This window comes from Streptomyces sp. BYX5S (genome assembly GCF_054724165.1).
This window is the reverse complement of record NZ_CM138829.1, coordinates 6,327,630-6,354,563: the sequence shown is the minus strand read 5'-3', so window position 1 is coordinate 6,354,563 and position 26,934 is coordinate 6,327,630. Positions and strand designations below refer to the sequence as shown.

At 72.3% G+C, this 26,934-nt stretch carries 23 protein-coding genes; 11 read left to right on the top strand and 12 right to left on the bottom strand.

Annotation, left to right across the window (positions count from 1 at the left end; translation table 11 throughout):
- Positions 1–5: 5 nt before the first annotated feature.
- The gene (locus ACYBSK_RS28615) at positions 6–4,733 is read right to left on the bottom strand and encodes an ATP-dependent helicase (protein WP_460243854.1); all 4,728 of its coding nucleotides are present in this window, start codon (positions 4,731–4,733) and stop codon (positions 6–8) included.
- Positions 4,734–4,821: 88 nt separating this feature from the next.
- Between ACYBSK_RS28615 and ACYBSK_RS28610 the strand changes: the two genes are divergently transcribed.
- The 4 genes from ACYBSK_RS28610 to ACYBSK_RS28595 all read left to right on the top strand — a co-directional run bounded on the left by ACYBSK_RS28610 (position 4,822) and on the right by ACYBSK_RS28595 (position 8,050).
- Positions 4,822–5,826: an AraC family ligand binding domain-containing protein gene (locus ACYBSK_RS28610; protein ID WP_460243853.1), complete on the top strand. Its 1,005-nt coding sequence runs from the start codon at positions 4,822–4,824 to the stop codon at positions 5,824–5,826.
- Positions 5,721–6,473 carry an AzlC family ABC transporter permease gene (locus ACYBSK_RS28605; RefSeq protein ID WP_460247120.1) on the top strand — a complete coding sequence of 251 codons (753 nt, stop codon included), beginning with the start codon at positions 5,721–5,723 and terminating at the stop codon, positions 6,471–6,473. Before ACYBSK_RS28610 ends, ACYBSK_RS28605 begins: the two co-directional genes overlap by 106 nt.
- Complete coding sequence (locus ACYBSK_RS28600; RefSeq protein WP_457480136.1) at positions 6,470–6,778, top strand: AzlD domain-containing protein; 309 nt, start codon at positions 6,470–6,472, stop codon at positions 6,776–6,778. The genes ACYBSK_RS28605 and ACYBSK_RS28600 overlap by 4 nt, the downstream gene beginning before the upstream one ends.
- A gap of 93 nt (positions 6,779–6,871) precedes the next feature.
- Complete coding sequence (locus tag ACYBSK_RS28595) at positions 6,872–8,050, top strand: PucR family transcriptional regulator (protein ID WP_460243852.1); 1,179 nt, start codon at positions 6,872–6,874, stop codon at positions 8,048–8,050.
- Positions 8,051–8,090: 40 nt separating this feature from the next.
- Here ACYBSK_RS28595 and ACYBSK_RS28590 read toward each other — a convergent pair whose 3' ends face one another.
- Positions 8,091–9,041 carry a hypothetical protein gene (locus ACYBSK_RS28590; protein ID WP_460243851.1) on the bottom strand — a complete coding sequence of 317 codons (951 nt, stop codon included), beginning with the start codon at positions 9,039–9,041 and terminating at the stop codon, positions 8,091–8,093.
- 79 nt (positions 9,042–9,120) lie between these two features.
- Between ACYBSK_RS28590 and ACYBSK_RS28585 the strand changes: the two genes are divergently transcribed.
- Together ACYBSK_RS28585 and ACYBSK_RS28580 are read left to right on the top strand one after the other, a co-directional pair.
- Positions 9,121–9,315 (top strand): DUF3046 domain-containing protein, encoded by a 195-nt coding sequence (locus ACYBSK_RS28585; protein WP_457480133.1) that lies wholly within the window; start codon positions 9,121–9,123, stop codon positions 9,313–9,315.
- 57 nt (positions 9,316–9,372) lie between these two features.
- Entirely contained in the window at positions 9,373–10,599 is a 1,227-nt protein-coding gene (locus ACYBSK_RS28580) for an AI-2E family transporter (protein ID WP_457480132.1), read from the top strand.
- A 24-nt stretch (positions 10,600–10,623) separates the two neighbouring features.
- Here ACYBSK_RS28580 and ACYBSK_RS28575 read toward each other — a convergent pair whose 3' ends face one another.
- Positions 10,624–11,538 (bottom strand): aminoglycoside phosphotransferase family protein, encoded by a 915-nt coding sequence (locus ACYBSK_RS28575; RefSeq protein WP_460243850.1) that lies wholly within the window; start codon positions 11,536–11,538, stop codon positions 10,624–10,626.
- 334 nt (positions 11,539–11,872) lie between these two features.
- On the opposite strand from ACYBSK_RS28575, the gene recA reads away from it, so the two are divergent.
- The 3 genes from recA to ACYBSK_RS28560 all read left to right on the top strand — a co-directional run bounded on the left by recA (position 11,873) and on the right by ACYBSK_RS28560 (position 16,689).
- Positions 11,873–12,997 (top strand): recombinase RecA, encoded by a 1,125-nt coding sequence (recA, locus tag ACYBSK_RS28570; RefSeq protein ID WP_460243849.1) that lies wholly within the window; start codon positions 11,873–11,875, stop codon positions 12,995–12,997.
- Positions 12,998–13,003: 6 nt separating this feature from the next.
- Positions 13,004–13,786 (top strand): recombination regulator RecX, encoded by a 783-nt coding sequence (gene recX, locus ACYBSK_RS28565; RefSeq protein WP_460243848.1) that lies wholly within the window; start codon positions 13,004–13,006, stop codon positions 13,784–13,786.
- 290 nt (positions 13,787–14,076) lie between these two features.
- Positions 14,077–16,689, top strand: a complete 2,613-nt coding sequence (locus ACYBSK_RS28560; RefSeq protein WP_460243847.1) for an FtsX-like permease family protein — start codon at positions 14,077–14,079, stop codon at positions 16,687–16,689.
- A gap of 92 nt (positions 16,690–16,781) precedes the next feature.
- Here ACYBSK_RS28560 and ACYBSK_RS28555 read toward each other — a convergent pair whose 3' ends face one another.
- The 8 genes from ACYBSK_RS28555 to ACYBSK_RS28520 form a co-directional block, all read right to left on the bottom strand.
- Positions 16,782–17,186 (bottom strand): rhodanese-like domain-containing protein, encoded by a 405-nt coding sequence (locus ACYBSK_RS28555; RefSeq protein WP_460243846.1) that lies wholly within the window; start codon positions 17,184–17,186, stop codon positions 16,782–16,784.
- A complete protein-coding gene (locus tag ACYBSK_RS28550; RefSeq protein ID WP_460247119.1) occupies positions 17,183–17,764 on the bottom strand; it encodes a cupin domain-containing protein in 582 nt (193 codons plus the stop codon). The genes ACYBSK_RS28555 and ACYBSK_RS28550 overlap by 4 nt, the downstream gene beginning before the upstream one ends.
- Positions 17,765–17,846: 82 nt before the next feature.
- The gene (locus tag ACYBSK_RS28545) at positions 17,847–17,936 is read right to left on the bottom strand and encodes a putative leader peptide (RefSeq protein ID WP_457480126.1); all 90 of its coding nucleotides are present in this window, start codon (positions 17,934–17,936) and stop codon (positions 17,847–17,849) included.
- A 93-nt stretch (positions 17,937–18,029) separates the two neighbouring features.
- Complete coding sequence (locus ACYBSK_RS28540) at positions 18,030–19,670, bottom strand: FAD-dependent monooxygenase (RefSeq protein WP_460243845.1); 1,641 nt, start codon at positions 19,668–19,670, stop codon at positions 18,030–18,032.
- 212 nt (positions 19,671–19,882) lie between these two features.
- Positions 19,883–20,890, bottom strand: coding sequence for an amino acid ABC transporter permease (locus ACYBSK_RS28535; RefSeq protein ID WP_457480124.1), 1,008 nt, complete (start codon positions 20,888–20,890; stop codon positions 19,883–19,885).
- A complete protein-coding gene (locus tag ACYBSK_RS28530) occupies positions 20,887–21,534 on the bottom strand; it encodes an amino acid ABC transporter permease (RefSeq protein WP_457480123.1) in 648 nt (215 codons plus the stop codon). Before ACYBSK_RS28530 ends, ACYBSK_RS28535 begins: the two co-directional genes overlap by 4 nt.
- Before the next feature lie 160 nt (positions 21,535–21,694).
- Entirely contained in the window at positions 21,695–22,615 is a 921-nt protein-coding gene (locus ACYBSK_RS28525; protein WP_457480122.1) for a glutamate ABC transporter substrate-binding protein, read from the bottom strand.
- A 93-nt stretch (positions 22,616–22,708) separates the two neighbouring features.
- Positions 22,709–23,488, bottom strand: a complete 780-nt coding sequence (locus ACYBSK_RS28520; RefSeq protein WP_457480121.1) for an amino acid ABC transporter ATP-binding protein — start codon at positions 23,486–23,488, stop codon at positions 22,709–22,711.
- A 247-nt stretch (positions 23,489–23,735) separates the two neighbouring features.
- On the opposite strand from ACYBSK_RS28520, the gene ACYBSK_RS28515 reads away from it, so the two are divergent.
- Positions 23,736–24,419: a response regulator transcription factor gene (locus ACYBSK_RS28515; RefSeq protein ID WP_457480120.1), complete on the top strand. Its 684-nt coding sequence runs from the start codon at positions 23,736–23,738 to the stop codon at positions 24,417–24,419.
- 21 nt (positions 24,420–24,440) lie between these two features.
- The gene (locus ACYBSK_RS28510; RefSeq protein ID WP_457480119.1) at positions 24,441–25,958 is read left to right on the top strand and encodes a sensor histidine kinase; all 1,518 of its coding nucleotides are present in this window, start codon (positions 24,441–24,443) and stop codon (positions 25,956–25,958) included.
- Here ACYBSK_RS28510 and ACYBSK_RS28505 read toward each other — a convergent pair.
- Positions 25,937–26,932, bottom strand: coding sequence for a TAXI family TRAP transporter solute-binding subunit (locus ACYBSK_RS28505; RefSeq protein ID WP_457480118.1), 996 nt, complete (start codon positions 26,930–26,932; stop codon positions 25,937–25,939). The genes ACYBSK_RS28510 and ACYBSK_RS28505 overlap by 22 nt on opposite strands.
- Positions 26,933–26,934: the final 2 nt, after the last annotated feature.

Below are 26,934 nucleotides of genomic sequence, written 5' to 3'. Positions count from 1 at the left end.
GGGGGTCAGGGGCGGAGGCGGAGGCCGCGGGGGGTGGCGTGGAAGCCGGTGGATTCGAGGAGGGGGGCGTAGGGGGAGGTGAGGGCGGGTTCCGCGTTGATGCGTTCGACCGTGATGGCGCCGATGGCGCCTGAGCGGGCGGACTCCGCGAGGGCCTGGGCCGCGGCGGGGACGCGGGGGTCCTCCGCGAGTTGAGCGGCGGTGGCGGTGGCGGGGGCTGGGGTGTCGGTTTCGGAGGCGCGGTGGGGCCAGGCCAGGAGCGTTTTGCCGCCGCGCTCCATGTAGAGCGTCAGCTCACCGTCGACCAGGACCACCAGCGAACCGGCCTTGCGGCCCGGCTTGTGGCCGGGTTTCTGGCCCGCGCCGGTGGGGGGATCGGGCCAGGGGAGGGCCGCCCCGTACGCGTTGGCGGGGTCGGCCGCGGCCAGGACGAGGGCGCGCGCCGCCGTCCTGCCGTTGTCCACGGGAGGGGCGCCGCGCTCCTGTGCGTTGGCCGCCGCTCGCAGGCGGTCCACTGCGCCGTCCATCGCGAACTGGGCGGCGCCGAGGCCCTCCACCACGTAGCCGCGCCGCGCCTGGCCGCTCTCCTCGAAGGCGGAGAGGATCCGGTACGTCGCCGAGAAGCCGCCCTCGACACCCTCCGCGGCCACGGCTCCTCGCGTCACCACTCCGTGGCGGTCGAGGAGGGTGCGGGCCAGGGCGTGGGCGCGCACGGTCGCATCGGGTTCCTGGGTGGGCAGCAGCGACCAGCGTCCGGCGACCGTGGGAGGGCCGGTGCGTGAGGTGGGCCGGGCGCCGGCCGTGAGTCCTCCGTAGCGGCCGCGGGGGACGGCTCTGCGGGCCCGGTGCGCGGTCGAGCCCGCGGTGCGGCCCGAGCCGAGAAGGGAGCGCATCGGGGCCAGCGTGTCGTTCGTGAGACGGCCCGACCAGGCCAGCTCCCAGAGCGCGTCGGCCAGGTGGGGGTCGGTCGCCTCGGGGTGCCCGGTGGCGCGGACCTGATCGGCGATCTGGCGGAAGAACAGGCCGTAGCCGCCCGAGAGGGTGTCCAGTACAGACTGGTGGAGCGGGGTGAGCTCCAGCGGGTGTGCGGGGGGCAGGAGGAGCGGGGCCGCGTCGGCGAGGTAGAGGCTGATCCAGCCGTCCTTGCCGGGCAGTGAGCCCGCCCCCGCCCACAACACCTCGCCGGACGCCGTGAGTTCGTCGAGGAGCGCGGGCGCGTAGCCGGAGACGCGTGAGGGCAGGACGAGCTTTTCCAGGGCAGAGGCTGGTACCGAGGCACCCTGGAGTTGCTCGACCGCCCGCACCAGGCCGTCGATGCCGCGCAGGCCGTGCCCGCCCACGTGCTGCCACTGGGGCAGGAACTGGGCGAGCGCCGCCGGTGGCACCGGCTCCAGCTCGTGGCGCAGTGCGGCCAGCGAGCGGCGGCGCAGCCGGCGCAGGACCGTGGCGTCGCACCACTCCTGGCCGATCCCCGCCGGGTGGAACTCGCCCTGGACGACACGGCCGTTCGCGGCCAGGCGGTGCAGCGCGCCGTCCGTGACCGCCGCGCCGAGGCCGAAGCGGGCCGCCGCCTGCGTGGAGGTGAACGGGCCGTGGGTGCGGGCGTAGCGGGCCAGGAGGTCGCCGAGCGGGTCCTTGACCGGCTCCGTGAAGGCCTCGGGGACGCCGACCGGCAGCGCCGTGCCGAGGGCGTCGCGCAGTCGGCCCGCGTCCTCGACCGCAGCCCAGTGGTCGGTGCCTCCGATACGGACGCGGATGGCGCGCCGGGCGCGCGCCAGGTCCTCGGCCCAGCCGGGCTCGGCGCCCCGCTCGGCCAGCTCCGCGTCCGTGAGCGGCCCGAGGAGGCGCAGCAGGTCCGCGACGCCTTCGGCGTCCTTGACGCGACGGTCCTCCGTGCGCCACTGCAGTTCCTGCTCCAGCTCGGCGAGGACGTCCGCGTCGAGCAGTTCGCGCAGCTCGGCCTGGCCGAGGAGCTCGGCGAGCAGCCGGGAGTCCAGGGACAGCGCGGCCGCACGGCGCTCGGCCAGCGGTGAGTCGCCCTCGTACAGGAACTGCGCCACGTAGCCGAACAGCAGCGAGCGGGCGAAGGGGGAGGCTTCCGGGGTGGTGACCTCGACGAGACGGACCTTGCGGGACTCGATGTCGCCCATCAGCTCGGCGAGGCCCGGCACGTCGAAGACGTCCTGGAGGCACTCCCGCACCGCCTCCAGAACGATGGGGAAGGAGCCGAACTCGGATGCCACCTCCAGCAGTTGCGAGGCGCGCTGACGCTGCTGCCACAACGGGGTGCGCTTGCCGGGGTTGCGGCGGGGCAGCAGCAGCGCGCGGGCGGCGCACTCGCGGAAGCGGGAGGCGAACAGGGCCGAGCCGCCCACCTGGTCGGTGACGATCTGGTCCACGTCGCCCTTGTCGAAGGCGACGTCGGACGCCCCGATGGGCGCCTGCTCGTCGTCGTACTCCATGCCCGGCTTGGCGGGTTCCTGGTCGAGGAGGTCCAGGCCCATCAGATCGGCGTCGGGCAGGCGCAGCACGATGCCGTCGTCGGCGTGCATCACCTGGGCGTCCATGCCGTACTTCTCGCTGAGCCGGGCGCCGAGTGCCAGCGCCCACGGCGCGTGCACCTGGGCTCCGAACGGCGAGTGCACGACGACCCGCCAGTCGCCCAGCTCGTCGCGGAAGCGCTCGACCACGATGGTGCGGTCGTCGGGGATGTGACCGCAGGCCTCGCGCTGCTCCGCGAGGTACGACAGAACGTTGTTCGCCGCCCACTCGTCGAGCCCCGCCGAGGCGAGGCGCTCGCGCGCGTCCTCGGGCTTCTGCGAGCCGACCTCGCGCAGGAACGCGCCCAGAGCACGCCCCAGTTCGAGCGGACGGCCCAGCTGGTCGCCCTTCCAGAACGGCAGGCGTCCGGGCACTCCGGGGGCGGGGGAGACGAGGACACGGTCGCGGGTGATGTCCTCGATGCGCCACGAGCTGGTGCCGAGCGTGAACACGTCCCCGACCCGGGACTCGTAGACCATCTCCTCGTCGAGCTCGCCGACCCGGCCGCCGCCCTTCTTGGGATCGGCTCCCGCGAGGAAGACGCCGAACAGGCCGCGGTCGGGGATCGTGCCTCCGGAGGTGACGGCGAGGCGCTGCGCTCCCGGGCGGCCGGTGATCGTGCCGGCGACGCGGTCCCACACGACGCGCGGCCGAAGCTCCGCGAAGGCGTCCGAGGGATAGCGGCCCGCCAGCATGTCGAGCACGCCCGTGAACGCCGACTCGGGCAGCGAGGCGAAGGGGGCGGCGCGGCGCACCAGGGCCAGCAGATCGTCGACCTGCCACGTGTCCAGGGATGTCATCGCGACGAGCTGTTGCGCGAGTACGTCCAGGGGGTTCGCAGGGAGGCGCAGCGATTCGATGGCGCCGGACCGCATGCGCTCGGTCACGACCGCCGACTGCACCAGGTCGCCCCGGTACTTCGGGAACACCACTCCCGTGGAGACCGCGCCCACTTGGTGGCCCGCACGGCCCACGCGTTGCAGCCCCGACGCGACGGACGGGGGCGATTCCACCTGGACCACCAGGTCGACCGCGCCCATGTCGATGCCCAGCTCCAGGCTCGACGTGGCGACGACGGCGGGGAGCCGGCCCGCCTTCAGGTCCTCCTCGACCAGCGCGCGCTGTTCCTTGGAGACCGAGCCGTGGTGGGCGCGCGCGATGACCGGGGGCGCGCCCTTCGCGGCGCCCGCCTCGGCCATCAGCTCGGCCGGGGAGTGGTCCTCGGGCAGCGTCTCGCCGGTGGCCCGCTCGTAGGCGATCTCGTTGAGCCGGTTGCACAATCGCTCGGCCAGGCGGCGCGAGTTGGCGAACACGATCGTCGAGCGGTGGGCTTCGATCAGGTCCGTGATCCGCTCCTCCACGGAGGGCCAGATCGAGGGACGCTCCGCCCCCTGGTCGGAGTCGGGCACCGGGGAGCCGCCGAGCTCGCCGAGGTCCTCCACCGGGACGACCACCGACAGGTCGAACTCCTTGCCGGACGGCGGCTGGACGACCTCCACCTTGCGCTGCGGCGACAGATAGCGCGCCACCTCGTCGACCGGCCGGACCGTCGCGGACAGGCCGATGCGGCGGGCCGGGCGGGGCAGCAGCTCGTCCAGGCGCTCCAGGGAGAGCGCCAGGTGGGCGCCGCGCTTGGTGCCGGCCACCGCGTGCACCTCGTCGAGGATCACCGTCTCGATGCCCGCCAGCGCGTCCCGCGTGGCCGAGGTCAGCATGAGGAACAGTGACTCGGGCGTCGTGATCAGGATGTCCGGCGGGCGCGTGGCCAGCGCGCGGCGCTCGGCGGGCGGGGTGTCGCCGGAACGGATGCCGACCTTCACCTCGGGCTCCGGCAGGCCGAGCCGGACCGCCTCCTGACGGATACCGGTCAGAGGGCTGCGCAGATTGCGCTCCACGTCCACCGCGAGGGCCTTCAGCGGGGACACGTACAGCACCCGGCAGCGCTTCTTCGGGTCGGCCGGCGGCGGGGTCGACGCGAGCTGGTCCAAGGCGGCGAGGAACGCGGCGAGCGTCTTGCCCGAGCCGGTCGGCGCCACGACCAGCACGTCCGAGCCCTCGCCGATCGCCTTCCACGCCCCGGCCTGAGCGGATGTGGGCGCGGAGAAGGCCCCCGTGAACCAACCGCGGGTCGCGGGGGAGAAGCCGCTGAGGGCCTGCGAGGCGCTGGGGCCCCCTTGCCTGGACCTGACCATGCCCCCATCCTGCACCCCGCCACTGACAATGGTCGTGACCTGGGCAAACGGGTGGTTCGGCGAGGCGGCGCTGACGCAGAATGGGCGTATGGCACTGGCGGCGGGGAAGAGCGAATGGGCACGGCACTGGCGGTACGAGCAGCTGCCGGGGCTCGACCTGCTGCGGGCCCGTTACGTTCGGCACACCTTCCCGCGCCACAGCCACGACGGATTCGTGATCGCCGCGGTCACCCGCGGTGTCGAAACGATCGGCCTGCCCGACGGCACCCTGCACGCCGGGCCGGGCACCGTCGTCATGCTCAACCCGGAAGTGGCGCACACCGCGCGGGCGGGCGGGCCCGACGGCTGGACCTACGCGACGCTTTACCCGTCCGCCGACGTCGTCGCCGAGATCGCCGAGGAGACCGGCACGGTGCGCGGCACCGCGGTGTTCGGTGAGCCGATGGTCACCGATCCGCAGGCCGCGCTGATGATCAGCGAGATGCACCGTGCCGCGGAACAGGGCAACGCGCTGGCAGCCGACAGCCTGCTCAGGGTCGTGTGCGCCCGGCTGCTGCGCGCGCACGGGACCTCGCTCGCGGTGCGGCCCCGGAGGTCCGCAGGCGCCAGGGCCGCGGCCAGTGCGCGCGACCTCCTCGAAGCACGGCTGTCCGACCCGCCGTCCCTGGAGACCCTCGCGGCCGAGCTCGGCACCAGCCCCTTCGCGTTGCTGCGGGCCTTTCGTGACGCGTACGGGATGCCGCCGCACACCTGGCTCACCAACGCGCGCGTGCGCGTGGCGCGACGTCTCCTGGAGGCGGGGACGGCGCCCGCGGATGCCGCAGTGGCCGTCGGCTTCACCGACCAGCCGCACCTGAACCGGCACTTCACGCGGATCGTCGGGGTGCCGCCGGGGGCCTACCAGCGCGAGCGCAAGAACGTACAAGAACGGGACGCGTCCCTCCTCGTACCGTTCGGGACGTGGCAGACAAGACAACATCCACAGACATACGTACAGCAGAAGCTCTCCCTCCCGGACCCGAGCACGCGGGTGAGCCGGTCAAGGCGGATTCCGCCGTCGTCCGGGACGCGCTCGGGGTCGGCGTCGCCGTAGGCCTTTCCGGATTCGCCTTCGGGGTGACCTCGGCGGGTAGCGGCCTCACCGTGCTGCAGTCCTGCGCGCTCAGCCTTCTTGTCTTCACGGGGGCCTCGCAGTTCGCGCTCGTCGGGGCGCTCGCGGCCGGGGGCAATCCGTTCACGGCCGCCGCGGGCGCGTTCTTCCTGGGGGTGCGCAACGCGTTCTACGGGTTGCGCCTGTCCCAGCTGCTCGCCCTCCCGCGCGCGGTGCGACCGTTCGCGGCGCACTGGGTGATCGACGAGACGTCGGCCGTGTCACTCGCGCAGCCGACACGGCGCAGCGTGCGCCTTGGCTTCACCGTCACCGGACTGACGCTGTACGTGCTGTGGAACCTCACCACGCTGCTCGGCGCCCTGGGCGCCGAGGCCATCGGCGACACCGACGCGTGGGGGCTCGACGCGGCCGGGCCCGCGGTGTTCCTGGCGCTGCTCGCGCCGATGCTGAAGACCACCACGGAGCGTGCCGTGGCCGGGCTGGCCGTCGTCCTGATGCTCGGACTGCTGCCCGTACTGCCGGCCGGGGTGCCGGTGCTCGTGGCCGCGCTCGCGGCCCCCGCCGTGCTCTGCGTGGAGGGGCGCCGCCGGGGCGCCGCGTCCGACGCGTCGCGAGGAGGAGACCGATGAACATCTGGATCGCCATCGGGGTCACCGCCGTCGGCTGCTACGCCGTGAAACTGATCGGTCTGCTCGTTCCCGCGGGCGCCCTGGAGCGCCCCTTGGTGAGGCGTCTTTCCGCGCTGCTCCCGGTCGCCCTGCTGGCCGCGCTCACGGCCCAGCAGACGTTCGCGGACGGGCGGGCGCTGGTCCTCGACGCCAGGGCGGCCGGGCTCGCGGCGGCCGCCGTCGCGCTCGTGCTGCGGGCGCCGTTCCTGGTGGTGGTCGCGGCGGCCGTGGTGGTCACCGCGGGGATGCGGGCCCTCACCGGGTGACGCGGCGCGTGGCGCGGGGACCCGCGCCCCCGCTCGCGCGGTGCTGTGACGCGTCACAATGGGTGTCCTGCTGCAGGTGACCAGGGAGGACCCGTGGCGTTGTCTCCGGAAGCGCGCTCTCTCGCCGCGCGCTGCGAGCCGCGCGTCAACCAGCTGGCGCGCCGCATGGCCAGGGAAGCCTTCGAGGAACTGCCCGGCTACGCGGAGCTGCCGGACGACGTGAAGGACCTGGAGATCGCGGCGACCGCGCGACACGGCGTACGGCTCTTCCTGCGGCACGTGGAGGACCCGGACGCGCAACGGGCCGGGAGCCACCGGCTGTTCCGCGAGAGGGCCGCTCAGCGCGCTGAGGAGGGCATGCCGCTGCACCTCCTGCTGCGCACGCACGCGCTCGGCTCCTACGCCCTGTGGCGGGCGCTGCGCGATGTCGCGGAGCCCGGCGACGAGGCCGCGCTGGTGGAACTCGTCGACGTGCTGCTGCGGGCCCAGCCCGGCGTCGTCGGATCGGTCGCCGAGACCTACCTGGACGAGCGGTCCGCCCTGGAGGCCGAACGGCACGCGCAGCAGCGGTCGCTGGTGCGCGGCCTGCTCGACGGGATGCTCCCGCCCGGCCACGTACTGCTCGACCAGCTCCGGCTCACGGGCCCCGCCCACGTACTGGCGCTCGGGACGGACGTGACACCTGCCGAGGGACCCGTCGCGGTGCGCCGACGGCTGCGACGCCTGCAGAGCGTCCTGGACCGCACCTTCGATGGAGCGGTGCTCGCCCTGCTGGACGGCGACGTGGGACGTGTCGTCGTCCCGAAGGACTGCCCCGTGCCCGGCGACCTGCCGCACCACCTGAGCCGGGCGAGTGGCCTGCCCGTGCGGGTCGCCGCGGTCCGGGCGGACAGCCCCGAGGAGCTGCCCGGCGCGGCCCGCACCGCGACCGAGATCCTGCGCATCACGCGCGCGTGCGGCCTGCCGCCGGGTCTGCACCGCCTCGATGACGTCCTGCTCGAGTACCACCTCTCCAGGCGCAACGAGAGCAGCCACCTCATCGCCGCCCTCCTCGACCCCGTCGCCGAGCGGCCGGAGCTCCTGGAGACGCTCCGCACGCACCTGGCCCACCAGCAGGACCGCAGGGCGACCGCCGAAGTGCTCGGGCTGCACCCGAACACCGTCGACAACCGGCTCGCGAAGATCGCCGAGTGGACCGGCATCGAGCTGTCCTCACCGCGCGGCACGGCCCTCGCCATCGCGGCGCTGCTCCTGCGCGACGCCGAGCAGTGAGCGGACGACCCTGTCCGCACAACGCCCTGCGTGCGACGCCCTACAAGGGGCGCCCGTAAGCGCGCAGCGTGCGCAGGGCCTCGATGGTCACCATGGGGCGCGCCTCCATCGCGGTCGACGGGGCCCACTGCCGCCAGTTGATCGGCCAACCCCCGTCCTCCTGCTGCTCGTTCACCAGATGGTCCAGCGAGCGGGCCATCTCCTCGTCGGTGAACCAGGAGCGCGCCAGGGACTCGGGCACCTTGGCGAAGTCGTACGGGAAGTGGTGCTCGTCCGGCGCGTACCCGGGCGCGACCGGGTGGTCCGCCCTGCGCTCCGGATCGAGCACCGCGAGCCGCTGCTCGCGCACCAGGCGGCCGAGCCGGTCCGCGGCCGCCCGCGCGCGCGGGCGGTCGGGTGCGCTGTCCAGGAAGGCGACCGCGGCCTGGACCTCGTACGGGTGGGATGTCTCGAGGGACTCGACGGCGGACCAGCAGAAGTCCGTGGCCCGGAACAGCCAGGCGTGCCACACCTCGTTGCGGTGCAACAGGCCGACGACGGGGCCGGTGGCGAGCAGCTCGCCCGGCGGGTCGTCGACCACCGGGACGAACGGGGCGCAGGGGTAGCCCCGTTGGCTGGGATGCACCGCCGGAAGCGCGCCTTCCGGGGTGGACACGGCGGTCAGATAGCGGCCCACGCGCTCCACGCGCTGCCCCGAGCATCGCCCGATCGAGTCCAGTACGCGCAGCGCGTGACCGGTGTGCAGGGGCTGGCTGACCGGGCCGCGCAGGTCCGGTTCGAGGGCGTGCCCGAAGCCGTCGTCCTCGTTGCGGTAAGCGGTCAGGGCCGTCTCGACGGCGTTCGCCGCCGCGGTCGAGCCGTCCAGGAAGTGATAGGCGAACCGGCGCTGTTCCAGGACGCGTGCGGTCAGCCAGACGAAGGTCTCGGCACGGGCGAGCGGGGAACGTGCCGGGGGCGACGGGGGGAGTGGGGAAGCTCCGGTTTCGGCCATGCACCGACCGTAGGGCGGAAAGCGTTCTCGGCGAGCCTCCCGGGCGCGGCTGCACTCTCAGGGGCGGGATACTGGACCTATGCGGTTGACGGTCTTCTGGCAGCGAATGGCGGATCATTTCGGATCCGGTTACGCCGACACGTTCGCGCGTGATCATGTGATGGCGGGGCTCGGTGGGCGCACGGTCCACCAGGCGCTCGACGCGGGCTGGGAGGCCAAGGACGTGTGGCGGGTCGTGTGCACGGCGATGGACGTACCGGACGACAGGCGCTGAAGAGTGATGGAACGGGGGAGGCCGACCAGGGTCGGCGACGTGGGCGAGACTGACAGCGTGGCACCGACTGACGAGACCTTGCAGGTGGCGGACGACGCCCCGCCGCCCGGCACCACGCCGCCCCCGGCACCGCCGGGTTCGGCGCCGGCGCCGCGTGAGCGGATGCCGCGCTGGCTGCCGCGCGCCATGGTGCTCGCGCTGGCCCTCATCGCCTGCTTCCAGCTGGGCCACTGGGCCTTCGACCAGCTGACCGGGCTGCTGATCAACATCCTGATCGCGTTCTTCCTGGCGCTCGCCGTGGAGCCGGCGGTGAGCAGGATGTCGGCGCGCGGGCTGCGCCGGGGCTTCGCCACCTTCCTGGTGTTCCTCGCCGTCCTGGTCGTGAGCGCGGGCTTCGTCGTGCTCCTCGGGTCCATGCTCGCCGGCCAGATCGTCGACATGTTCGACGACTTCCCGAAGTACATCGACCAGCTCATCAGCTGGGTCAACGACACGTTCCACACGGACCTCAACCGGGTCGAGGTGCAGGACAGCCTGCTGCACTCGGACTGGCTCCAGAAGTACGTCCAGAACAGCGCCACCGGTGTCCTGGACGTCTCCGCGCAGGTGCTCGGCGGGCTGTTCCAGCTCCTGACGGTCCTGCTGTTCTCGTTCTACTTCGCCGCCGACGGCCCGCGCCTGCGGCGTGCGCTGTGCTCGGTCCTGCCGCCCGCCCGGCAGACCGAGGTGCTGCGCGCCTGGGAGATCGCCGTCGACAAGACCGGCGGCTACCTCTACTCGCGCGGCCTCATGGCACTCATCTCCGGGATCGCGCACTACATCCTGCTCGCGGCGCTCGCCGTCCCGTACGCGCCGGTGCTCGCCGTGTGGGTGGGGCTCGTCTCGCAGTTCATCCCGACCATCGGCACGTATCTGGCGGGCGCCCTGCCGATGCTCATCGCGTTCACCGTGAACCCCTGGTACGCGCTGTGGGTGCTCATCTTCGTCGTCGTGTACCAGCAGTTCGAGAACTACATGCTGCAACCTAAGCTGACCGCGAAGACCGTGGACATCCACCCGGCGGTCGCCTTCGGTTCGGTCATCGCGGGCACCGCGCTCCTGGGCGCGGTGGGCGCCCTGATCTCGATTCCGGCGGTCGCGACGCTCCAGGCGTTCCTCGGGGCGTACGTGAAGCGGTACGACGTCACCGACGACCCGCGCGTGCACGGGCACCGCATCCGTGGGGCGTCCCTTCTGGCGAGGATGCGGCGCATCGTGAAGGAGCCGCGCTCCGGGCGCCGGTGAACCCGCCGTACGACGCGGGGTGGGTCAGCCGGTCCGCGTCGCGAGGAGGCGGCGCAGTGAGGTGTGTCCGGGCGGGCCCCAGGAGGGCTTGCCCCCAGGGCGGCCGTGGTCGCCCGCGTCGCCGATGAGGATGCAGACGAGGGCCTTCATCACGGCCCAGCCGCGCGCACGCCGCAGGGTGGCCGCGTCGGGGGCCGGTCGACAGGCGGCGTGGAAGCGCTCGACGGCGCCTTCCGGGAGCAGCATCCAGGCGGCGGCGAGGTCCCAGGCAGGATCGCCCGTGCAGAGGTCGCCGAAATCGATCACGCCGCAGAACGTGCCGTCGGCGGTCAGGACGTTGGCCGCGTGCAGGTCGGCGTGGAGCCACAGCGGCGGGCCCGTCCACGCGGGTGCGGCGACGGCGTCGTCCCAGACGGCGCGGACTGCGGCCGGGTCGGTGATCAGCCCCCGCTCGGTTGCTTCGGCGAGCTGCTGGGCGAAGCCCTCGGTCGCGTCGGCCGGGTGGCCCCCGCGAGCGCGCCCGGTCGGCGCCCCTTCGGGAGCGGGCTGGTGGAGTGCGTTCAGGAAGGCGGCCAGGGCGTCGGCCGATGAGGCGGCGGTGGCGGGCTCCTGGTCGGCGGGTGTGCCCGGCACCCAGGTGGTGACGATCCAGGGGCGGGGGAAACGCTCGGAGGGCTCGCCGAGGCGCTGCGGGACGGGGACCGGCAGGGGCAGGCGCGGGGCGAGCCAGGGGAGCCAGGCGTGCTCCTTGCGCAGCAGCGCGTCCGCGGAGTCGGTGGCCCAGGGCAGCCGGACGGCGAGGTCGTCGCCGAGCCGCCACAGCTGGTTGTCCCAGCCGCGGGCGCCGAACCGCACCGGACGGTCGGCCAGGTCGGGGTGCTGTTCCCGGAGCAGCTCCCGGACGAGCTCTGCGGTGATCTCGATCGCGGTGTGGGTCATGCGGAGCCACGGTAGCCGGAGGGTCGCACCCGTTCGTGGTGACCGGTGATCTCGGGCTCGGGAGCGGGCAGGCTGGTGTGCGGGGCCCCGGCGATCATGTGGCGGTCGGGGCGCGCCGACCCGCGTGGTGCGCTTGACACCAAAATCGAACATCCATTCTTATGGAGTGTCCAGAGGCACTTTCCCCCAGTGTTTCCAAGGGATTCGGGGAGAGTGGCCGGGCGAGGAGCCTCGAGTTATCCACAGGCGAGACAGGCGTCGAGGCCGATTGTCAGTGGCAGGCGTTAGCGTCTTTGGCGTGAAGCGATCGACTCAAGCAAACCGGGTGGAACCCATGGCAGGAACCGACCGCGAGAAGGCGCTCGACGCCGCTCTCGCACAGATTGAACGACAATTCGGCAAGGGCGCGGTCATGCGCATGGGCGACCGAACCCACGAGCCCATCGAGGTCATCTCGACCGGCTCGACGGCGCTCGACGTGGCCCTCGGCGTCGGCGGCATCCCGCGCGGCCGTGTGGTGGAGGTCTACGGCCCCGAGTCCTCCGGTAAGACGACCCTGACCCTGCATGCCGTGGCCAACGCGCAGAAGGCCGGCGGCCAGGTGGCCTTCGTGGACGCCGAGCACGCCCTGGACCCCGAGTACGCGAGGAAGCTCGGCGTCGACGTCGACAACCTGATCCTGTCCCAGCCGGACAACGGCGAGCAGGCTCTCGAGATCGTCGACATGCTGGTCCGTTCCGGCGCCCTCGACCTGATCGTCATCGACTCCGTCGCCGCGCTCGTGCCGCGCGCGGAGATCGAGGGCGAGATGGGTGACTCGCACGTGGGTCTTCAGGCCCGCCTGATGAGCCAGGCGCTCCGGAAGATCACCAGCGCGCTCAACCAGTCCAAGACCACCGCGATCTTCATCAACCAGCTGCGCGAGAAGATCGGCGTCATGTTCGGCTCGCCGGAGACCACGACCGGTGGTCGCGCGCTGAAGTTCTACGCCTCGGTGCGCATCGACATCCGTCGTATCGAGACCCTGAAGGACGGCACGGACGCGGTCGGCAACCGCACCCGCTGCAAGGTCGTCAAGAACAAGGTCGCCCCGCCCTTCAAGCAGGCCGAGTTCGACATCCTCTACGGGCAGGGCATCTCCCGCGAGGGCGGCCTGATCGACATGGGCGTGGAGCACGGCTTCGTCCGCAAGGCCGGCGCCTGGTACACGTACGAGGGCGACCAGCTCGGTCAGGGCAAGGAGAACGCGCGCAACTTCCTGAAGGACAACCCCGACCTGGCCAACGAGATCGAGAAGAAGATCAAGGACAAGCTGGGCGTCGGTGTCCGTCCGGAGGAGCCGGGCAGCGAGCCGGCGGCGGACGCGGCGGCGGAGCCGGCCGTTCCCGCCGAGGACGCGGCCAAGACGGTGCCCGCGCCCAAGGCGACCAAGTCCAAGGCCGCGGCGGCCAAGAGCTAGTCCGCCGTGACACGACGAACCGACTGGACCGATGACGACGTGCGCTTCGCCGTCCCCGAGGGCCGGGGGCGCGGGGGCGGCGGGGCGTACGACGACGTGGGGTACGGCGAGGCCGGGGACGACGTCGAAGCGGGGAGCGGCGCGGCGGACGGGCCGCGCCGTGGTGGACGTGCACGGGGCGGGGCCGGCCCGCGTGGGCGTCGGCGCCGGGGTGGATTCGGGGATCCGTCCGGCGCCGAACAGGACGACGGCCACCCCGGCTCGTCGAGGGCCGAGCGGGGGGAGCCGTCAGGGGACCCGGCTGAGCGGGCGCGGAACATCTGTCTGCGTCTGCTCACCGGGACTCCGCGTACGCGCAAGCAGTTGGCCGACGCGCTGCGCAAGAAGGAGATCCCCGACGACGTGGCGGAGGAGGTGCTGAGCCGCTTCGAAGAGGTGGGGCTCATCAACGACAGTGCCTTCGCGGACGCGTGGGTGGAGTCCCGGCACCACGGCCGTGGGCTTGCCCGGCGGGCGCTGGCGCGTGAGTTGCGCACCAAGGGGGTGGACTCGACCGTGATCGACGAGGCGGTCGGGCAGCTGGATTCCGACCGGGAGGAGGAGACCGCGCGCGAGTTGGTGGCGCGGAAGCTTCGGTCCACGCGAGGGCTCGAGCGGGACAAGCGGTTGCGGCGGCTGGCGGGTATGTTGGCGCGCAAGGGCTATGGGGAGGGGATGGCGTTGCGGGTGGTGCGGCAGGCGTTGGAGGAGGAGGGGGAGGAGACGGACGACTTGGGGTTCGGGGAGTAGCGGCTCCGCCGAAGGTGGGCGTGTGGTGTGTGTCGGGGCGTGGTGTCAGGTGTGTGGTGCGCCGCGCCTTGGGGTTCGGTCGCACGGGGAGCGGTCGGGGCTCTGCCCCGGAGCCCCGCTCCTCAATCGCCGGAGGGGCTTGATGGGCTGCGAGGTCGGCTGCTCGGCGGGGAGTGGTGGGGTTTTCCCCCGGGAGAGTGGGCGGGCTGCCGGAATGTCAGGGGGCGGGCCGCGGGCCATCGTTGGGGGATGACATGGACGATGGGTGTGGGTCGGCCGGGCGGTGCCTCATGATGCTGCGTTATGCCCTGCGGAGCGTTCGGGCCCGAAAAGGGGGCTTCCTCGGGGCCTTTGTGGCGCTGATGTGCGCGGCGGCGCTGGTCACGGCCTGTGGCACGTTGCTGGAGACGGGGCTGCGCGGCACGGTGCGCACTGAGCGGTACGCGGCCGCGCCGATCCTGGTCTCCGCCGATCAGGACGTGCACCAGACCATCGTCAAGCACAAGAAGGGCAAGACGAAGGTCAAGCACAAGGCGAAGCCGATCGCCGAGCGGGCGTGGCTGCCGAAGGACGTCGTACGGCAGGTCCGGGACGTTCCCGGTGTGCGGCGGGCCGTGCCCGAACTCTCCTTCCTCGCCCAGCCGTTGGCGCGGGGAGCGGTGGACGCCGAGCGGCCCGCGCAGGGGCATGCGTGGGAGTCGGCGGTCCTGACGCCGTTCGTGCTCGCGACCGGCGCCGCGCCCCGTTCCGACCGCGACGTCGTGGTGGACCGGGATCTCGCGCACCGCGCGCACCTCGCGGTCGGCGACCAGCTCGCCGTGCAGTCCACGCAGGACCCGCAGACGTATCGCGTCAGCGGTATCGCGGCGCCGGGCGCGGGAGCCACCGTCACCCACCAGACCTCGCTGTTCTTCGCCACCGCCGAGGCCGAGCGGTTGGCCGCGCACCGGGGAGCGGTCACGGCCATCGGCGTCGTGCCGGAGCGGGGGCGGGACGTGGCAGAGGTGAAGCGGGCCGTCTCCCAGGCGCTCGGCCGCGCCTCCGGCCAGGTGTCCGGTCAGACCTCCGGCCAGGCTTCCGGTGCGGCTTCCGGTGCGGCTTCCGGAGGCGTGAGGGTCGAGGTGAGCACCGGGGACGACCGGGGTGCCGTCGAGTTCCTCGACGCGTCGGCCGCCCGCGTGAAGCTCGTCAGCATGGGCGGGGCCATGGGTGGCACGTCGCTGCTCGTCGCCGTGCTGGTGGTGGTCGGCACGTTCGCGCTGAGCGTGCAGCAGCGGCACCGCGAACTCGCGTTGCTGCGCGCCATCGCCGCCACCTCGCGGCAGATTCGCCGACTGCTGGGGCGGGAGGCGCTGATCGTCGGCGGCGTGGCCGGGGTCGTCGGCGCCCTCCTGGGGCTGCCGCTGGGCGGCTGGCTCTACGGGCGCTTCGTCGAACTGGGCGCCGTGCCGTCCACCCTGGAACGCACCGTCAGCTTCTTCCCCGTGGCCGCCGGCGTCCTCGCGACCCTGTTCGGAGCGTGGCTCGCGGCCCGTGTCGCCGGGCGTCGTATCGCGCGGATCCGGCCAGCGCAGGCCCTGTCCGAGGCGAGCGCCGAGGCGCGGCGGCCCTCCGTGGTCCGGATCGTCGCCGGACTCGTCGCGCTGGCGGGCGGCACCGTGCTCGTCGTGGTCCTCGGGGGCCTGCGGACCGAGGCGGCGTCAACGCCCGTGACGTTCCTGACGGTTGTCGTCCTCGCCTGCGCCGTCTCCCTGCTGGGGCCGCTGCTCGTCAAGGCGACCATGGCCGTCGTCGGACGGCCCCTGCGCGGCACCGGCCCCGGTGCCCGGCTCGCCGTCGCCAACGTGCGGGGCAACTCCGTCCGGATGGCCGCCGTCGTCACCCCGCTCACCCTGCTCGTCGGCATGACCTGCACCGTCCTGTTCGCGCAGCCCACCCTCGGCGACGCCGCCCGCGCCCAGGAGCGCGCCGGCATCCGCGCCGACTGGGTGCTCGCCGCGCAGCAGCCCGGCGTTCCGGCGGCGGCCGCGCGTGCCCTGCGTGCGGACCGGGACACCACCGCCACCGAGGTCGTCCGCTCCACGGTCCGCGTGGGTCTCACCAAGTACCCCGCGCAGGGCGTCACTTCGGCCGGGCTCACCCGCACCTGGGACCCGGACGTCACCTCCGGCACCCTCGACCGTTTCGGGGCCCGCTCGGTCGCCGTCAGTGAACTCGCCGCGGATCAGCTGGGCCTGAAGCCCGGCAGCAGCCTGAAGCTCACGCTCGGCGACGGCACACCGGCCACCCTCACCGTCGCCGCCGTCTACGCCAGGGGGCTCGGCTTCGGCGATCTGACCCTCTCCCACGCCCTGCTCGCCCGCCACGTCGACAATCCGCCCGCCTCCTCCGTGCTCGTCTCCACCGACCGCACACAGGAACAACTCGCGCACACGCTCCGTGAGTTCCCGGCCGTGCGCGTGCTGACGCCGAGCGCCGCCGACGGCCTCCAGGAGGCGCGGCAGCAGGCCAACGCCGAGGTCAATCTGCTCGCCATGGCACTCGTCCTCGCCTTCACCGCCATCGCAGTCGTCAACACTCTGGCGATGTCGGTGTCCGAGCGGATACGGGAGTTCGCGCTCCTGCGGCTCGCCGGAGCGACCCGGCGCCAGGTGCTGCGCATGCTGCGCGTCGAGGCCCTGGCCGTCGTCCTCATGGGCGTCGGCCTGGGCAGTGGGATCGCGCTGGCCGTGCTCACCGCGTTCAGCCTCGGCATGACGGGCACGGCGGCGCCGGCCGTGCTGCCCCTGGTGTACGTGGGAGTGGTCGCGGCCGCCGCGCTGCTCGCGCTGACCGCGAGCTCGCTGCCGGGACGCGCGGCCCTGCGGATCCGGCCCGTCACCGCGGCAACCGCCAAGGAGTAAGGGGCACTTCGCAAGGGTGGGCGCCCCTTACCCACAGGGCCGCCCACCTCTGCCTGCCCACCCTTGCCTGCCCGGCAGTTGCCGCTCAGCCCTTACGCCTTCGCCACCGGCAACCCCGCCGCCCGCCACGCCTGGAAGCCGCCCACCAGGTCCGTCGCCCGGTGCAGGCCCAGTTGGTGCAGGGAGGCCGCGGCGAGGCTGGAGGCGTAGCCCTCGTTGCAGACGACCACGACCCGCAGGTCGTGACCGGTGGCCTCGGGGGAGCGGTGGCTGCCCCACGGGTCGAGGCGCCACTCCAGTTCGTTGCGCTCGACCACCAGCGCCCCCGGGATCAAGCCGTCTCGCTCCCGCAGGGCCGCGTACCGGATGTCGACGAGGAGTGCCTCGCCGCTGGAGGCCGCGTCGAACGCCTCCCGCGCCTCGACCCGGTCGAGCCCGGAACGCACCCGCTCCAGGTGGTCGTCGATGCCCACCGGGCGGGGGCCGGGCGCGCTCACTGCCAGTCCTCCGGGCTCTCCACCGACTCCAGGCGCAGCACCGGGCCGGTGCGGCTGTAGCGCCGGATCCGGGGGAGCGGCGGGTAGTAGGCGTGCACCGAGACGGCGTGCTCGGCGAGGGACTCGTTCAGCACCTCGTGCACGTGGTGGCGGCCGAAGGCGCGGCCCTCGCCCGCCGTCAACCGCCGTTCCCTGTCGACGTCCTCGGACAGCTCCAGGGTCTTCCACCCGTCGGTGGGGAGGCGGGCGGCGAGCGAGTTCTCCTTGAGCGCGCCGCGCGCGGTCAGGAAGGCGCCGACGGACTCGGCGTGGTCGTGCCAGCCGGTGCCGGTGCCCGGCGGCCAGCCGATGAGCCAGGCCTCGCTGCCCTCGGGGCCTTCGAGCCGCACCCACGTACGGCCCTCCGGATCGAGGGGCAGCGAGGTGATCAGCTCGTGGTCCGCCGCGACGCTGCGGACGAAAGCGAGGAGGTCGGCCTGCGTGGGAGCGGCCGGGGACGTACGCGAGGAAGGCGTGCGCGAGGCGGACGTACGGGATGCGGGCGTGGGGGATTCCGGCGTGCGGGAATCAGAGGCCAGACTGGACACAGGAACCGTCCTGGGAGTTCGCGGGAAGCACGCGCACGCCGAACGGCGCGCACGTGAAAGGAAGGATGCGAATTCAGCAGGACGAGTGACACACGCAGCCCGCGTAGCGGACGAGGTCCATATGGACCCTCCGCCACAGGCGTACATCGGTGTCGAGCGTCATGGTCCGGAGTAGACCACGACGCCAGGGGCCGGTCAACCTGCCCTCCGGATCCTCACTCCGGCCCCCCGCCCGCTCACCGGCCCCCGCCGTGCCTCAGCGACTCGCGCCGCTCTTCACCGGTCCGTTCTCCTCCGCGGGCTGGCCGACGGCCGTGCGCGCCGCCTCGTACAGCTCCGCGGGGCGGACCCCGCTCAGCGCCGTGACCAGGTGCCCGTCCGGCCGGATCAGCAGCACGGTGTGCGCCCCGGCCCCCGGGTAGCTCTCCGCGACGAGCAGCTCGGCCTCGTGGGGGAGCGCCGCGACGGCCGCCGCGAGCCGGGGCATCAACCCCGCCGACATCCAGTGCTTGCGCTCCCACACCCCGGTCCCGGGGGCGACGAGCACGACGAGCAGCGGCCCGCGCCCCAGCCGGTCACGGAGGCGTACGAACGAGCCGTCGGGCGCCGTGACCTCGACGTCCGTGATCGGTGCGCCCGGCGCGGTGTCGACCTCCACCTGCGACTCGGAGTGCGGGGGCGCGAGCGGCGAGTCGGGGTACGCCCCCGGCGCGCCGAGCGGCCCGTGCCCCAGGTGACCGTCCGTGAGCAGCGCGTCGTGCCCGCGCGCGGCACCGGGCACGTACGCGCGCAGCCCGCCGCCACCGCGCAGTATCGGCAGCGCCTGGTCCGCGGCGCGCAGCCGCCCGGCCACCACGGCCCGGCGCTCGGCCTGATAGCTGTCGAGCAGCCCTTCGGCGGTGGGGTGCGGCCCCGCGTGCCAGGCCAGGGCCAGCTTCCACGCGAGGTTGTCGGCGTCGCGCAGCCCCTCGTCCAGGCCCTGCGTGCCGAGCGCGCCCAGCAGGTGCGCGGCGTCCCCGGCGAGGAAGACGCGGCCCACCCGCCAGCGCCGGGCGAGGCGGTGGTGGACCGTGTGCACTCCCGTGTCGAGCAGTTCGTACGGCGGGGTGGAGCCTCCGCACCAGCCCCCGAGGGTCTCCCGGACGCGGTTGACCAGTGCGTCCGGGGTCACCAGGTCGCTGCGGGGCGGCAGCAGCCAGTCCAGGCGCCAGACGCCGTCGGCCAGGGGGCGGCCGACGACCTCCGAGCCCGATCGACCCGAGGTCCGCCACGGAGGACTCCGATGGAGCAACGCCTGACCGGGCCACGGAAGTTCCACACGCAGCGCGGCGACCGCGTGCCGCTCGACGGCGGTGCGGCCGGGGAAACGGATGTCGAGGAGCTTGCGGACCGTGGAGCGCGGCCCGTCGCAGCCGACGAGGTAACTGCCGCGCCACCACGTGCCCTTGGGGCCGCGGGTGTGCGCGGTCAGGCCGCTCTTCTCCTGCTCGATCGAGTCGAGGCGGCTGCCGACGGCGACCTTGATGAGCCGCTCGGCGTTGACGGCCCCGCGCAGGGCGTTGGTCAGTTCGTGCTGGGCGATGTGGAGCGGGGCGGGCAGCGATGCGCCCGCGCCACCCGGAGCTCCGGGCTCACCGAAGGTGACGACGCCCATCTCCTGCTTGCGGCGCAGGGAACGCCAACCCGTCCAGCGGGCACCGATCCCCTCGAACGACGTACCCGCGAGCCGTTCGGCGAGCGCCGCGGTGTCCTCCCGCAGCACCACCGTGCGGGCGGGCCGGGGTTCGTCCTTGCCGGGGCCCTCGTCGAGGATCACGGACGGTACGTCGTGCCGCGCGAGGGCGAGGGACAGCGCGAGCCCTACGGGTCCCGCGCCGACGACGATCACCGGGTCCACGGCGTGGCCCCTCCCGCCCCGAGTAGCCCGCCGGGAAGTGTCCCGTGCCAGGGCACGGGCGGCGTACTGGACGTACAAGGACGGGCAGTTGGAGCGGGGTGCGCGTTCACAGAGCGTATGCAACCCATTGCCGGTGCTTGCGTCAAGTGACGGCGGCAGTGGCGATCAAGCCACTGCCGCCGTCGTCCGCGGGTCCCGGAACCCTGCTCGGGTCAGGTGGTGCGGGAGTCCGGTCCCTCGGGTCGGTCGTCCGTGCCGGGCCGCTCGTCGGCGACCTCGTCGACGGTGGCGGCGGCACCGTGGTGGCCCGCTCCGCCCGGCAGGTCCACGGCGTCCTTCAGACCGCCCTCGCCCACGGGTTCGGCGGCCGCGGCCACCTTGATGCCGGTCTTGGCCCGACGGCCGCGCCGCTCGATCCAGTTGGCGAGCCCGGACAGCGCCAGACACATCAGGACGTAGATCGTGCCGGTCACGACGAGCACCGGAACGTACGGGTACTCCCCGCCGACCAGCGTGTTGTTGGCCAGCTTGCGGGCCGCGTAGAGGAGCTCCGCGTACGTGATGATGTAGCCGAGCGAGGTGTCCTTGAGGGTGACCACCAACTGGCTGATGATCGTCGGCAGCATCGACCGGATCGCCTGCGGCAGCAGCAGTGTGGTCATCACCTGGTACTTGCGCAGGCCCAGCGCGTACGCCGCCTCGACCTGTCCGCGCGGCACGGCCTGGAAGCCGGCGCGCAGCACCTCCGCCTGCACCGAGCTGTTGTAGACGGTCAGGCCGATGACCAGCGCCCAGAAGGCGTTGTTCTCGCCGATGACGCCCAAGTCGCTCTTGTAGGTGAGGAAAAGAACCCACAGGGCGTAAATGGTGATCAGCAGCGGGATGGCGCGGAACAGCTCGATGAAGCCCGTGGCGAACCAGCGGATCGGCCGGTGCTCCGAGGAGCGGGCCACCGCGAGGACGACGCCGAAGATCAGCGAGAGCGCGCCCGCCGCGGCGAAGACCTTCAGGGTGGTCAGGATGCCGTCACGGATCGCCGTGCGGACGTTGGCGTAATTGAAGATGTTCCACTTGTCGGCCTCGAACTGGCCCTTGGAGGCGAGCTGCGTGACGACGAAGACGATGAGGCCGAGCACCGCGAGGGTGCCGACGACGGTGTAGATCCGGTTGCGGATCCTGGCCTTGGGGCCCGGGGCGTCGTAGAGAACGCTGGCACTCATCGGGCGACCTCCAGGGTCCTCTCGAGCACCCGGAACAAGATGCTGATGGCGAAGGTGATGACCAGGTAGCCGAGCGCCACCCACAGGAAGATCCAGGCGATCGGGTAGCCCTGGTCGCTCAGCAGCTTCTGCCAGCCGAACAGCTCGGTGACGCTGAAGGCGCCGGCGATGGCCGAGTTCTTGGTCAGCGCGATGAAGATGGAGCTCAGCGGGGGCAGCACGGTCCGAACCGCCTGCGGAAGGATGATCAGGCCGAGCGTCTGGAAGAACGTCATGCCGATCGAGCGCGCCGCCTCGGCCTGCCCGAGCGGGACGGTGCTGATGCCGGAGCGCACCGCTTCACAGACGAACGCGGAGGTGTAGCAGCTCAGCACGATCAGGGCCTTGACCCACGGGCTGAAGCCGAAGTCGATGACCTGGGGGACCGCGAACCAGATGACGAGGAAGAGCAGCGTCAGCGGGGTGTTGCGGAACAGCGTGACCCAGGCGGTGCCGAAGTACCGCAGGGGCGGTACGGGAGAGACCCGGAACCCGGCGAGGAGCGTGCCGAGCAGCATCGCGAGCAGTCCACTGGCCAGGGTCAGGCCGATGGTGCCGAAGAATCCCTCGCGGAATTCCGACAGGTGGTCGAGCAGTACATTCACGGGGATTTCCTCGTGGGGCGGCAGCGGTCGGGCAGGGGGAGCCGCGCCCTGTACGCGGTCGTGGCGTACAGGGACGCGGTCAACTCACTGCCTGCGAGAACAGGCGGCTGAACACTCAGGAGGTGCCGAACGCCCGAGAGCGCTCAGCGGCGCCGAACGCTCAGTAGCGCTCCAGGGCCGGCGGCTCGGTGTACTCGGCGCCCGAGAGGCCGAGCGTCGCGTCGTAGGCCTTCTTGTAGTCGCCGTTCTTCTCGTGCGCCTCGATGGCGTCGGAGACCGCGTCGCGCAGGGCCTTGTCGTCCTTGCTCATGCCGACGCCGTACGGCTCCTCGGTGAAGGGCTTGCCGACGACCTCGAGCTTCTTCGGGTTCTGCGCGGCGTAGCCCTTGAGGATCGCGTCGTCGGTGGTGACGGCGTCGACCTCGTTGTTCAGCAGCTGCTGCACGCACTCCGAGTACTTCGCCAGCTCGACGGTCTCGGCGCCGTACTTGGGCTTCTTGATCTCCTGGAGCGGGGTCGAGCCCTTGATGGAGCAGACCTTCTTGCCCTTGAGGGAGGTCGGACCCGTGATGTCCTTCTCGCCCTTGCGGACCAGGAGGTCGGCGCCGGCCTGCATGTACGGGCCCGCGAAGCCGACCTGCTTCTTGCGCTCGTCGTTGATCGTGTACGTGCCCACGTAGAGGTCGACGTCGCCCTTGGAGATGGTGGTCTCGCGGACGCCGGAGTCGATCGTCTTGAAGGTGATCTGGCTGGGCTTGAAGCCGAGGTCGGCCGCGACCATCTTGGCGATCTCGATGTCGAAGCCGGAACGCTTGCCGCTGGAGTCCTGGAAACCGAGGTACGGCTGGTCGTCCTTGGAACCGATGACGAGCTTGCCGGCCTTCTGGGCCTTCTCCAGGGTGGGCGAGTCGATCTTGACGTCGGTCTTCACCGCGTACGTGGGGAGCTTCGGCTGGTTCTTGCCGCCCGAGGCACCGGCGGGCTTGTCACCGGCCTCTCCGGACTCGCCGCCACAGGCGGTGGCGGTCAGCGCGAGCGCGGCGACGGCGGCGGCCGCGGCGGCGGACTTGCGGAGCTTCATGGTGAACATCCTTCGTGTCGGCAGATTCGGCAGTGGAAAGTAGGCAACACGCGCGCGCGGGTGCGCAGTTGCGGGCCCGCGCGGGGCGCGCGTCTAGTGGTGCAGGATCTTCGACAGGAAGTCCTTGGCCCGATCGCTGCGCGGATTGCTGAAGAACTGGTCGGGTACGGCCTCTTCGACGATCCGGCCGTCCGCCATGAAGACGACTCGGTTGGCCGCGGAGCGGGCGAAGCCCATCTCGTGCGTGACCACCACCATCGTCATGCCGTCCCGGGCGAGCTGCTGCATCACTTCCAGGACCTCGTTGATCATCTCCGGGTCGAGCGCCGATGTCGGCTCGTCGAAGAGCATCACCTTCGGATCCATCGCCAACGCCCGTGCGATGGCGACGCGTTGCTGCTGGCCGCCGGAGAGCTGCGCCGGGTACTTGTCGGCCTGGGCGGCCACACCGACCCGGTCGAGAAGCGCACGGGCCTTCTCCTCGGCCGCCTTCTTGTCCGCCTTGCGGACCTTGACCTGTCCCAGCGTCACGTTCTCGAGCACCGTCTTGTGCGCGAACAGATTGAAGGACTGGAAGACCATTCCCACATCCGCGCGCAGGCGCGCCAGCTCCTTGCCCTCCTGGGGCAGCGGCTTGCCGTCGATCGCGATGTCGCCGGAGTCGACCGTCTCCAGGCGGTTGATCGTGCGGCACAGCGTGGACTTGCCGGAGCCCGACGGGCCGATGACGACGACGACCTCACCCCGCGCGATGGTCAGGTCGATGTCCTGCAGCACGTGCAGCGCGCCGAAGTGCTTGTTGACTCCACTCAGCGCGACCAGTGCGTCGCCCGCAGGGGGAGTGGCGTCCTTGGTCACCGAAACTTCGGTCATCGGGGTCTTGCTCCGTCCTCCTCGGTTGGGAGGACAGTAGTAACCCCATACGACCAGCGTCATTACATCTGAGGGGAAATTGAGCATAACGATCCGGCCGCAACCGGACACTATGCGTGAAGGGGGCGAGGGCCTCGCGTACCGGGTGCATAACGGAACACGGCCGTAACCGGAACCCTCTTGACGTCGTCCTTACCTATCGGAGTGGATGCCCTGGTGAACAGCGCGGAGAGGTGAGGGGGCCGAAATGAGACTGCTGCTCGTCGAGGACGACGATCACGTGGCGGGCGCCCTCTCGGCCGTCCTGTCCCGGCACGGCTTCGAGGTGCGGCACGCCCGCAGCGGCGAAGAGGCGTTGCAGGCACTGGTGCCCGAGGCGGACGCCTTCGGTGTCGTCCTGCTCGACCTGGGCCTGCCCGACCTGGACGGCTTCGTGGTCTGCGACAAGATCCGCCGGCGCACCTCGACACCCGTGATCATGGTGACCGCGCGCGGGGACGTACGGTCCCGCATCGAGGGACTCCACCGCGGCGCCGACGACTATGTGGTGAAGCCCTACGACATCGGGGAGTTGCTCGCCCGGATCCACGCGGTGAGCCGCCGCACGGCCCAGGAGGGGGCCGCCGCCGTGGACCACGGGGTGCAGTTCGGCGACGTCAGCATCGATCTGCCCACTCGCAAGGTCGCGGTCGCGGGAGAGTTCGTCCAGCTCACCCGCAAGGAGTTCGACCTGCTCGCCCTCCTGGCGCAGCGGCCCGGCGTCGTCTTCCGCCGGGAGCAGATCATCAGCGAGGTGTGGCAGACCAGTTGGGAAGGGACCGGGCGCACCCTGGAGGTGCACGTCGCCTCGCTGCGCTCCAAGCTGCGCATGCCCCGGCTCATCGAGACCGTGCGAGGGGTCGGATACCGGCTCGTCGCCCCGGCCGCGTAACAGAAGCCGTAGAGTCCTGGCGTGCGTGCCCGCCTGCTTCCCCTGCTCATCGTCCTCATGGCGGGTGTGCTGCTCGCGCTCGGCTTCCCGCTGGCCGTGAGCGTGGCCTCCGCGCAGCAGCAGAAGGTGGTCGTCGACCGCATCGACGACACCGCGCGGTTCGCCTCCCTCGCCCAGTTCGTCACCACCCGCCCGGACAAGGCCGGCGGGGGCCGGGCCATGGAGAACGACGAGCGGCGGCAGACCCTGCGCACCGAACTCGCCCGCTACTACGAGGTGTACGGCATCAAGGCGGGCGTCTTCTACCGGGGCCGGGAGCCCATGGGGCGCGCGCCCGACGACTTCGGGATACCGCCCGCCGGCTCCAGGAGCCCGCTGCGCGCCGCGTTCGACGAGGCGCTGTACTCGCGCGGCAGCCACGACCCGCCGCAGGTGTGGCCGTGGCAGCGCGGCCGGCTCGTGGTCGCCTCGCCCGTCATCCGCGACGGCGACGTCGTCGCCGTCGTGGTCACCGAGTCGCCGACCGGCGCGATGCGCAGCGCCACGCTGCGCGGCTGGCTGGTCATCGGCGCCGGTGAGGTGGCCGCGATGCTGCTCGCCGTGGGCGCCGCGCTGCGGCTCACCGGCTGGGTGCTGCGGCCCGTACGGGTGCTGGACGCGACGACCCACGACATCGCCACGGGCCGCCTCAAGTCGCGTGTCGCGGCGGCCGGCGGCCCGCCGGAACTGAGGCGCCTGGCCCGGTCGTTCAACGAGATGGCCGACAACGTCGAGGACGTGCTGGAGCAGCAGCGCGCCTTCGTCGCCGACGCCTCGCACCAACTGCGCAACCCGCTGGCCGCCCTGCTGCTGCGCATCGACGTCCTGGCGCTCGAACTACCGGAGGGCAACGAGGAGATCGCGTCCGTGAAGACCGAGGGCAAGCGCCTCGGCCGGGTCCTCGACGACCTGCTCGACCTGGCCCTGGCCGAGCACGCCGCGGCGGACCTCCAGCTGACCGACATCGGCGAGCTGGCCGCGGAGCGGGTGGAGGCCTGGCGCCAGACCGCCGAGGACAAGGGGGTCCGGCTCACGGCCGACTGCCCGCCGGTGACGGGCTGGGCGGACCCGGTCGCCCTGTCCAGCGCCCTCGACGCCGTGGTCGACAACGCCCTGAAGTTCACCCCCGGGGGCGAGCAGGTCACCGTCTCCGCACGGGCCACGGGCGACGCGACGGTGGTCGAGGTCGCCGACGGCGGCCCCGGCCTGCGCGAGGAGGAGTTCGCCCGGATCGGTGACCGGTTCTGGCGCAGCGGACAGCACCAGAACGTCAAGGGCTCGGGCCTCGGCCTGTCCATTTCGCGGGCCCTGCTGACGGCGGGCGGCGGCTCGATCGGCTACGCGCGCCGGGAGCCGCACGGCCTGGTGGTGACGCTCCGGGTGCCCAGGACCGCGCCCGTGCCGCCGCAGGACGCGGCCGAGCGGGGTGGCGGCGCGGGCCGCGGGGAGAACGGTTCCGGCAGGCAGGCCGCCACCGTTCAGGGCTTGACCGAGCGGTAGTAGCGGCGCGCGCCCTCGTGCAGGGTGAGCGGGTCGGTGTAGACGGCCGTCCTGAGGTCGACGAGCTGCGCCGCGTGCACCTCCGCCCCGATGTGGTCGCGGCTGTCGATGACCGTACGGGTGACCGCCTCGGCCAGCTCAGGATCGACCCGGTCGGTGGTGACCAGCAGGTTCGCCACCGCGAGGGTGCTGACGGGTTCGCCCTGCTGGGCCGCGGGGTAGGCGTCGGCGGGCATCACGGCGGCCCGGTAGTAGCGCGAGTACCCGCCCATGGCGTGCAACTCGTCGACCAGCGAGCCGAGTTCCACGAGCCGGATCGGGGCGGCGTCGGACAGGTCCCGTACGTGACCGGTGGGCAGTCCGCCGGACCAGAAGAAGGCGTCGATCTCACCGGAGCGCAGGGCGCGCGGCATGGTGTCTATGCCGATGCCCACCTCGGTGACGTCCTTCTCCACGTCGAGCCCCGCCGCCTTCAGGATCCGCTCGGCGATCAGCCGCACGCCCGAACTGCGCCCGCCCACGGCCACCTTCATGCCGCGCAGGTCGGCGACCTTCTGCACGGGGGAGTCGCGCTTCACGACGAGCTGCATGTAGTCGTCGTAGAGGCGGGCGCAGCCGCGCAGGCGTCCCGCGCCGGCCTGGTCCTCGGCCTGGTACTTGGCGACGGCGTCCGCCGCGGCGATGGTGAAGTCGGCCTCGCCGGTGGCCACCCGCTCCACGTTCTCCCACGAGCCCTGGCTCTCCTTGAGCGTGACGCCCAGGTCGGGCAGGTCCCGGTCCATGGCCCGCTTGAGGAGATTGCCGTACTTCTCGTAGACGCCGGTACGCGCGCCGGTGCTGAACGTCATCCGGCCCTGCGGCGGCTCCTCGCCGAGCGGCAGCAGCCACCACAGCAGCAGCGCGAACACCACGAGACCCGCCCCGGAGCCCAGCAGGGCGCGGCGACGGGTGACGCGGAGGGTCGGCTGTGGCATGG

Bases quoted from the DNA above. Each gene is read 5' to 3' on its own strand.
- ACYBSK_RS28575 (WP_460243850.1), bottom strand. From the start codon at position 11,538: ATGACCCACACCGCGATCGAGATCACCGCAGAGCTCGTCCGGGAGCTG.
- ACYBSK_RS28610 (WP_460243853.1), top strand. From the start codon at position 4,822: ATGGCACTGGCGGCGGGGAAGAGCGAATGGGCACGGCACTGGCGGTAC.
- ACYBSK_RS28505 (WP_457480118.1), bottom strand. From the start codon at position 26,932: ATGCCACAGCCGACCCTCCGCGTCACCCGTCGCCGCGCCCTGCTGGGC.
- ACYBSK_RS28515 (WP_457480120.1), top strand. From the start codon at position 23,736: ATGAGACTGCTGCTCGTCGAGGACGACGATCACGTGGCGGGCGCCCTC.
- ACYBSK_RS28535 (WP_457480124.1), bottom strand. From the start codon at position 20,890: ATGAGTGCCAGCGTTCTCTACGACGCCCCGGGCCCCAAGGCCAGGATC.
- ACYBSK_RS28560 (WP_460243847.1), top strand. From the start codon at position 14,077: ATGATGCTGCGTTATGCCCTGCGGAGCGTTCGGGCCCGAAAAGGGGGC.
- ACYBSK_RS28615 (WP_460243854.1), bottom strand. From the start codon at position 4,733: ATGGTCAGGTCCAGGCAAGGGGGCCCCAGCGCCTCGCAGGCCCTCAGC.
- ACYBSK_RS28600 (WP_457480136.1), top strand. From the start codon at position 6,470: ATGAACATCTGGATCGCCATCGGGGTCACCGCCGTCGGCTGCTACGCC.
- ACYBSK_RS28590 (WP_460243851.1), bottom strand. From the start codon at position 9,041: ATGGCCGAAACCGGAGCTTCCCCACTCCCCCCGTCGCCCCCGGCACGT.
- ACYBSK_RS28585 (WP_457480133.1), top strand. From the start codon at position 9,121: ATGCGGTTGACGGTCTTCTGGCAGCGAATGGCGGATCATTTCGGATCC.
- ACYBSK_RS28525 (WP_457480122.1), bottom strand. From the start codon at position 22,615: ATGAAGCTCCGCAAGTCCGCCGCCGCGGCCGCCGCCGTCGCCGCGCTC.
- recA (WP_460243849.1), top strand. From the start codon at position 11,873: ATGGCAGGAACCGACCGCGAGAAGGCGCTCGACGCCGCTCTCGCACAG.
- ACYBSK_RS28545 (WP_457480126.1), bottom strand. From the start codon at position 17,936: ATGACGCTCGACACCGATGTACGCCTGTGGCGGAGGGTCCATATGGAC.
- ACYBSK_RS28520 (WP_457480121.1), bottom strand. From the start codon at position 23,488: ATGACCGAAGTTTCGGTGACCAAGGACGCCACTCCCCCTGCGGGCGAC.